This is a genomic window from Bacteroides sp. CAG:633 (assembly GCF_000435115.1).
GTDB classification, from domain to species: domain Bacteria; phylum Bacteroidota; class Bacteroidia; order Bacteroidales; family Bacteroidaceae; genus Bacteroides; species Bacteroides ndongoniae.
Map to the genome: position 1 here is coordinate 26,353 of NZ_FR883129.1, position 6,135 is coordinate 32,487.

Sequence of the window (6,135 nt, forward strand, 5' to 3'; positions counted from 1 at the left end):
GTACAAGTGTCTCTCGCGAGCCGTACAAGTGTCTCTCGCGAGCCGTGCAAGTGTCTCTCAACACCCCCTCCAAAAGGCTCCTGAAGGGGGACTTTTCATTTCTTGAACCGCCTTGTGCCGCAAATAAGACAAAACCGTTACCTTTGTAGAAAACAACTATACACAAAAATTCTGACCCCATGCCCAGAAACCTTTGGATCGTCCTACTGCTTGCCGGCCTATACCTGTGTGCCGGTTCTTTATCCGCCGCTCCCCAGCAGCGCAATGTGTCCTACCCAGTCAGTGGTAAGGTAATCGACAAGAAGTCGCGCCAGCCCGTAGCCTACGCCAACGTTTTCGTCAACGGTCTGCCGGGCAAAGGCGCATCGACCGACTCACTCGGCATGTTCCGCATCGAACAGGTGCCGCCGGGCATCTACTGCCTGCAAGCTTCGTGCATCGGCTATCTGACGGTGCTTACGCCCGAATACATTGTATCGGCATCGACTCCCTTTGTCGAAATCGAGATGGAAGAAGATGCCAACCTGCTCGATGCCGTCGTCGTCAAACCCTCGCCCTTCCGCAAAAGCATCGAAAGTCCCGTGGGAATGCGCATCATCGGCTTGCAGGAGATTGAGAAAAGTCCGGGAGCCAACCGCGACGTGTCGCGCATCGTGCGTGCCTATCCCGGTGTGTCGTTCTCGCCCATCGGCTACCGCAACGACCTCATTGTGCGAGGCGGTTCGCCCTCGGAAAACCGTTTCTACATGGACGGCATCGAGATACCCAACATCAACCACTTTGCCACACAAGGCGCTTCGGGCGGCCCCGTCAGCATTGTCAACGCCGACCTGATACGCGAGATTACTTTCTATACCGGTGCTTTCCCCGCCAACCGCTCGGGAGCCCTCAGTTCGGTGCTCGACTTCCAGCTGAAAGACGGCAACCCCGACAAGCAGACGTTCAAGGCCACACTGGGTGCCTCGGAAGTCTCGCTCAGCGGTGCCGGACACCTGAGCAAACGCACCACTTACCTCTTCTCGGCACGGCAGTCGTACCTGCAAATGCTGTTCAAGGTGCTGGGACTGCCTTTCCTGCCCAACTTCATCGACGGACAGTTCAAGGTGAAAACCCGCTTCTCCGACCACGACGAACTGACCTTGCTCGGTCTGGTGGGCATCGACAAAATGAAACTGAATACCGACGAGAAAGGCGAGGATGCCGAATACCTGCTGAGCTACCTGCCTACCATCAATCAGGAGACCTTCACGCTGGGTGCTACCTACAAGCACTACAGCGGCCAGCACGTACAGACCCTGACCCTGAGCCACAACTACCTGAACAACCGCAACCTGAAGTATCGCAACAACGACGACTCGTCGGAAGATAACCTTACGCTGCGCCTGCGTTCCATCGAGCAGAAGACAACCCTCCGCTTCGAGAACCAGACCAACCTGAACCTGTGGACCCTGAAAGCCGGAGCCGAACTGAACCACATCACCTACAGCAACGACTCGCGCCAACGGTTCTACACCGACGCCGCACAACTGTTGACATACGACACCTGGCTGCGCATCTTCAGTTTCGGTGCCTTTGTCACCGGCAACTATACCACGCCCGACAAGCGTTTCTCCCTCTCGGCAGGCGTGCGCATGGACGGTAGCAACTACAATAGCGACATGAAACAACTGTGGAAGCAGTTCTCGCCCCGGCTGTCGGCCTCGTACAACCTGACCGACCAATGGAGCCTGAGCGCCAACGCCGGATTGTACTACCAGTTACCGCCCTACACCTCGATGGGATATAAAGACAACGATGGTGCCTATGTCAACAAGCAATTAAAATACATGCAGGTAGGCGAAACGGCTCTTGGCGTAGACTGGCATCTGCAAGACCGCTTCATGGTGTCGGTCGAAGGCTTCTTCAAGCGTTACGGACAGATACCTTATTCGCTGACCGACGATATTCCCCTGCTGTGCAAGGGCAACGACTACGGTGTAGTGGGCAACGAAGCCCTGACCTCCACTGCCCAAGGTCGCGCCTATGGTGTGGAGACCATGTTCCGCTGGCAAGTGCCCGGTCGCTTCAATGTAGTATCTTCGTTCACCCTCTTCAAAAGCGAATACCGCAACGGACAGAACGATGCCTACATTCCCTCGGCCTGGGACAACCGCTTCATCCTGAACCTAAGCGGCACCTACAACCTGCCCCGCCGCTGGAGCATCGGAGGCAAGCTGAGCTACATCGGTGGTTCGCCCTACACGCCTTACGACGAAGACAAGTCCTCACTCGTCGAGGCCTGGGATGCCAAAGGACAACCCTACTACGACTACAGCCGCTACAACACCGAACGACTACCCTCGTTTGCCCAGCTGGACGTGCGTGTGGATAAGTCATTCTACTTCCGCCGCTGTATGTTAGGCCTCTACCTTGACATCCAGAACATCACCGGTAACAAGCTGAAGCAACCCGACGTCATCATGAGCACGGGGGTGATAGAGAACCCGTCGGCACCTACTTCCGAACAACGTTACAAGATGAAGTATCTGAAACAGGAAAGCGGCACCCTGCTGCCTACACTGGGTGTAACGCTTGAGTTCTGACAACAGCTGTATAGCCCTTCTTTTTTTCCTAGTTAAGAAAATATTTTTTCCTAACTGGAGAATTATTTTTTCCTAACTGGGAAAAAATAATTGCAAGACTGGTCAGTTTTCAGTCCTTTCTGGGAAATCCATTCTACCTGAGTTCCCGATAATGCAAATTCCCTTTTTCGGTCCTCTGTTCCGAAAAAGGGAATCTGTATCAGTCGGTCTGATCCGTAGCCAGTCCCGACACTTTTCAGTATAATATCGCCTCCGGTTATTTATTAGCTATTTTCACCGAAACTATCGGTTGTTGCTTTTCTGCATCCAGCGGAACGGCGCGATACTTCACTTTGCTGAAATCAATCGTCTTCAGGTCGATGCTGCGGATGGCACTGTTGTACATCGTGCGGTAGTAGATGATGCGGTCGGCCATGTCCGTTGCCGATGTCCACTGCGTAGCGCTCGGAATGTCGGCAGGTATCTTGCCCGCCTGAAACTCGATGCCCACGGGAATATCGAAGTTGTTCAGTATCTGGAAACCTTGAAGCACCGTCTTCAGTGCCGTGTCCTGCACCGGTGCCGTAGCCTGATAGAAAGCTGCCCGCACAAAACGTGAAGGAGGTGTCACGTCGCCCGGTATACCCAGAAAACCGCTGCCCGCACCAAACGAAGCAAGTTTTGCACCGCCCAACGACTGAGCCGGAGCCGTACCCGGATAAAGGTTGACGTAATTGTTCAGGTTGGTAAGCTGCCAGTCGAAACTGGGCGAATTGGTCAGCACACCCAGCGGATTCTCATAGAACTTAGGCTTTCCATCAATCATTTCCAGTACAATCTGACGTCCCGACGGTTCGGTAAAACGCCAGTGAACGGTAGAGGCACGCGGATCTATATTAATAATGTGTACCTCGCTCACCGCCTGTTTCACTTCGTCCACGGTGGCACACTGGCCCAGTATCCACGAAACCAATTGCAGGTCGGCAATACTCTTGTCCTGCAATGCCTCGTCAAACTTCTCGTACTCACCATAATTGGGGAAGTAGAACAGCCCGGCCGAAAGCCCCGCTTCGTTCAGCCCCTCGGCCACAAAGTCTTTCTGTTCTACAGCCAGTCCCACGTATCCGTAACGCGCCTTGAAGGTCATGCCCGTAACACCCGCAGGCGTGTACGAACGCTGCTCATAGCCGCGGGGCACAATGACGTATTGACTGTTGAGGTCGCTTCCGCCCCACTCGATGGTTCGTGCCACGACAGTGACACTATCTTTACTTTTCAGGGTAATGCCCGTGCAAGCCTCGGCAGGTAAAGGATAGGCAAACATGCTTCCTATACCCATTGCAATTGCCAACAAAATCCTTGATTTCATACTCTTATACTTATTTATATATTAAAACTTTATCCATGCCTTATCGACAGAAAACAAACATACAACTTTTTTCAAATCGCTACTGTTCTGTTTTCCTCTGCCCTTCGTGCAGTTTTAAGTCATTTGAGAAGAAACAAAATCAGAATAGAATATGTTCAGTCATTTCAACAAACCAGCGGCTTTATTCCGAGAGCCGACAAGCATCAGGCATCTTTGCGCATAAGCGTTCTTTCGATATTGTATCGGGGTCGGTCTTTTACTTCGATATATATTTTTCCAATATATTCGCCGACAATCCCCAATGCAGCCAGAATAAAACCGCCTACTAACCAGATTGAAATAATCAGTGAAGCCCAGCCAGGTACCGTATCGTGAATGTAATGAGTGTACAGCGTCCATATCGTCACCCCAATCCCGATAAGTATAAAGACACAGCCTAGCCAGAAAATCATACGTACCGGCTTGACGGAAAAAGAAGTTATTCCGTCGATAGCGAAGTCGAGCATCTTCTTTAGCGGATATTTAGATTCTCCAGCCCAACGCTTGGATCGGTTATAATAGACGCACGTAGTCTGATAACCTATCAACGGAACCAAACCACGAAGAAAAAGGTTACGCTCACGGAAACGGGCCAAGTGCTGTAACGCCCTCTTACTCATCAGACGATAATCTGCATGGTTATAGACCGTCTTTACGCCCATCATGTTCATCAGCCGATAAAAGGCCTGTGCCGTTTCACGTTTGAACCAGGTATCGGTTTTCCGTTCCTTACGTACTCCGTAAACTATGTCATAGCCTTCCTTATACCGGCGAACCATCTCCGCAATGACAAGGATGTCGTCCTGCAAGTCTGCATCAATGGAAACGGCAATATCGCAATAGTCCTTCACCAGATCAAGTCCTGCCATCAAAGCATTCTGATGTCCCACATTTCCGGCCAGATTCAGTCCGCACGCATAAGATTCGTGCTGATACAGGTCTTGAATGATGGGCCAGGTCTGGTCGGTACTACCATCGTTCACATACAATACATAACTGTCAGACGCTATCTGCTTTTCTTCTATCAGCTGGTCAAGCAACTGACTCAGCCTTTTGTGGGTTTCATGCAACACAGCCTCTTCTTTATAGCAAGGCACAACAATCGCCAGGCAGGGGATTTCTTTCATACCAAAACCAAGAGTTTATATTACTTTCTGCAATATTCGTAAGAAAACATGAGATTTGCAAATTATCGCCGCCGCTTTTTAGGCTTCCTGCGACTTTCCGTCCAGCCGCTTATTTTTAAAGACGAACCTTACGAGCAGAAAATTGACCGGAATAGCAATGGCAAACACCGGTACGGGCGCCAACGTTTTGGAAATACCCAGCCACAGAAACAGATTCAGCAGCCCCATGTGAAGCAGGTAATTGACCAGATGCGCACCACCAAAACCGAAAGCTTTGCCCCACGAAGGCTTTTGTCCGAACGTGAAATAAGCCGTCAGATAGAAGTTGGCTACAAAACTGATGGCATAACCCAGCGTATAGGCCACATTGACATTGATGACCCACTGCAAGACAAAATAAACACCGTAATGCAAGGCTGTGGCAAACACGCCCACCATCACAAAACGAAAGAATTCGGGTAATTGTCTCAGCTTCTTTATATCCATATTTCGGTTCATGCTATCATTGCTGGTACAAAGTTAGGTATTGTTTCAGAATTATTCGTACTTTTGCGGCTGGAAAACGTAAATAAGAGACAAAGATTATGCTGGACAAAAAGCAAGCGTTCTGGTTTATCGCCCTACTGAGCATTCTGGTGATACTCCCCTTCATTGGCGAAACCATTTTTTACTCCAAAGGAGAACCGCGTGAAGCCATCGTGGCCGTTTCCATGCTCGAAAGCGGAAACTGGATACTCCCCGTGAACTATGGCACTGACATTGCCTATAAACCGCCCTTCCTGTACTGGTGCATCGCAGCTTTTTCGCTGATACCGGGCGAAGTAACCGAATTTACGTCACGCCTACCGTCTGCCTTGTCGTTTCTGGCCATGCAAATGGTCTTCTTCTGGTTCGTAGCCAAGCGGAAAGATACGCAGACTGCCGTACTTACCTCATTGCTTCTACTCACTTCGTTCGAAGTTCACCGTGCGGCAGTAGCCTGCCGGATTGATATGCTTCAGGTATCACTTATCGTTATTTCGTTGTGCCTGCTCTTCCG

At 50.8% G+C, this 6,135-nt stretch carries 5 protein-coding genes; 2 read left to right on the plus strand and 3 right to left on the minus strand.

The genetic code is table 11. From position 1 onward, the window contains the following. Positions 1-179 precede the first annotated feature (179 nt). Positions 180-2,582, plus strand: a complete 2,403-nt coding sequence (locus tag QVP67_RS12715; RefSeq protein WP_022163943.1) for a TonB-dependent receptor — start codon at positions 180-182, stop codon at positions 2,580-2,582. A gap of 256 nt (positions 2,583-2,838) precedes the next feature. Here QVP67_RS12715 and QVP67_RS12720 read toward each other — a convergent pair whose 3' ends face one another. From QVP67_RS12720 to QVP67_RS12730, 3 genes are all read right to left on the minus strand, one after another. Then, positions 2,839-3,930 (minus strand): linear amide C-N hydrolase, encoded by a 1,092-nt coding sequence (locus tag QVP67_RS12720; protein WP_022163944.1) that lies wholly within the window; start codon positions 3,928-3,930, stop codon positions 2,839-2,841. A 203-nt stretch (positions 3,931-4,133) separates the two neighbouring features. Further along, complete coding sequence (locus QVP67_RS12725; RefSeq protein WP_022163945.1) at positions 4,134-5,096, minus strand: glycosyltransferase family 2 protein; 963 nt, start codon at positions 5,094-5,096, stop codon at positions 4,134-4,136. A gap of 78 nt (positions 5,097-5,174) precedes the next feature. Continuing rightward, positions 5,175-5,582 carry a GtrA family protein gene (locus QVP67_RS12730; protein WP_022163946.1) on the minus strand — a complete coding sequence of 136 codons (408 nt, stop codon included), beginning with the start codon at positions 5,580-5,582 and terminating at the stop codon, positions 5,175-5,177. Positions 5,583-5,680: 98 nt separating this feature from the next. On the opposite strand from QVP67_RS12730, the gene QVP67_RS12735 reads away from it, so the two are divergent. Further along, on the plus strand, positions 5,681-6,135 hold a 455-nt coding region (locus QVP67_RS12735; RefSeq protein WP_288180182.1), incomplete at its 3' end, for an ArnT family glycosyltransferase.